1 protein-coding gene is annotated in these 1664 nt (G+C 69.4%); it reads left to right on the top strand.

Going from position 1 to position 1664, the window contains the following annotated elements; translation table 11 throughout:
* The first annotated feature begins 398 nt into the window (after window positions 1–398).
* Window positions 399–1637 (top strand): IS110 family RNA-guided transposase, encoded by a 1239-nt coding sequence (locus ITX44_RS40575; RefSeq protein WP_443609742.1) that lies wholly within the window; start codon window positions 399–401, stop codon window positions 1635–1637.
* The last annotated feature ends 27 nt before the right edge of the window (window positions 1638–1664 follow it).

Below are 1664 nucleotides of genomic sequence, written 5' to 3'. Positions count from 1 at the left end.
CTAATTCGTGAGTAGGCGGTTCCAGCTCGGCCCGGAGTGGGCTGCTGGACTGTCGAGATGAGCTGGGTTCGTGGTGGTCCCGTGGGCGCCGGGCTGACCCCTGTGGGTTCCGGGTCCGTCGAGGCCTTACGAAAGAACGGTGGCGCCCGGCGTCTTCGTGCCACCGCGAAACTCAGCCCGGCGTCCCGAACGTTGATCGTCGTGGTGTGAGCCCGCCGCAGGGCGACCTCTTCGCTTCGTCCCGAGCCCTTGAGCTCTGCACAAGACGGAGGCCCCTGCGGTGCGCTGGTGCCGCGAACGGCTAGTGAGATGGCGGACCGAAGAGTCCTGGAATTAGGTCGCCGCGTGGCCCGCACAGGCTCACCACCTGCGCGAACAGCACGAGAATGGAGAACCGTATGCCCGTGTTCTGCGGGATCGACTGGGCCGAGAACCATCATGACGTGGCCCTGGTCGACGACACCGGACACCTGCTGGCCAAGCGCCGGATCACCGACAACGCGGCCGGCTACCAGCTGCTGCTGGACCTGCTCGCCGAGCACGGCGACACCGCCGACGAGCCGATACCGGTGGCGATCGAGACCGGACGCGGCCTGCTCGTGGCCGCCCTGACCACCGGAACACGGCCGGTCTACGCCATCAACCCCCTGGCGGCGGCCCGCTACCGCGACCGGCACAGCGTCTCCCGCAAGAAGTCCGACCCCGGCGACGCCCTGGTCCTGGCAAACATCCTGCGCACGGACCTGCCCGCGCACCGACCGCTGCCCGCCGACAGCGATCTTGCCCGAGCCGTCGCCGTACTCGCCCGCGCCCAGCAAGACGCCGTCTGGGCGCGCCAGCAGCTGGTCAACCAGGTCCGCTCGCTGCTGCGCGAGTACTACCCCGCCGCCCTCGACGCCTTCCTGGGAAAGCAGTTCGGCCTGGCCCGCCCCGAGGCCCGCGCCGTGCTCGCCACGGCGCCGACCCCGGCCAGGGCCGCAAAGTTGACCCCGGCCCAGCTGCAGGCCGCGCTCAAACGCGCCGGCCGCACCCGCGGCATCGATGCCGAAGCCGACCGCCTGCGGACCGTCCTTCGCGGTGACTACGCCCAAAGGCCGCAAGCTGTCGAGGATGCCATGGGGCATCAACTTCTGGCATTGGTACGCCAGTTGGACGCGGCCTGTCTGGCCGCCGAGGAACTCGCGGCGGCGGTGGAGGAGCATTTTCGCCGGCACCCGGACGCTGAGATCCTCCTCAGCTTCCCCGGCCTGGGAGTGCAGCTCGCTGCCCGGGTGCTCGCCGAGATCGGAGACGACCGCAGCCGCTTCACCGACGCCCGCGCGCTGAAGGCATACGCGGGTTCGGCCCCCATCACCCGCGCCTCCGGGAAGAAGAGGTTCGTCGGACGCCGCTTCATCAAGAACGACCGGCTGATCAGCGCGGGCTTCCTGTGGGCCTTCTCCGCCCTGCGGGCCTCGCCCGGAGCCGACGCGCACTACCGCCGCCGGCGCGAGCGGGGCGACTGGCACGCCCAAGCCCAGAGGAACCTGTTCAACCGCATGATCGGCCAGCTCTACCACTGCCTCCACAGCGGGCAGCTCTTCGACGAGCAGCATGCTTTCACCTCCCCATCAGCAGATCTGGCCGCTGCGGCTTGACTTCTTAGTCACGTGAGATGTCTTTCG

This window comes from Actinacidiphila acididurans (assembly GCF_016918855.1).
Classification (GTDB): Bacteria; Actinomycetota; Actinomycetes; order Streptomycetales; family Streptomycetaceae; genus Actinacidiphila; species Actinacidiphila acididurans.
Note: the sequence above shows the minus strand (reverse complement) of the source record. Positions and strands in the feature narration are given on the sequence as shown.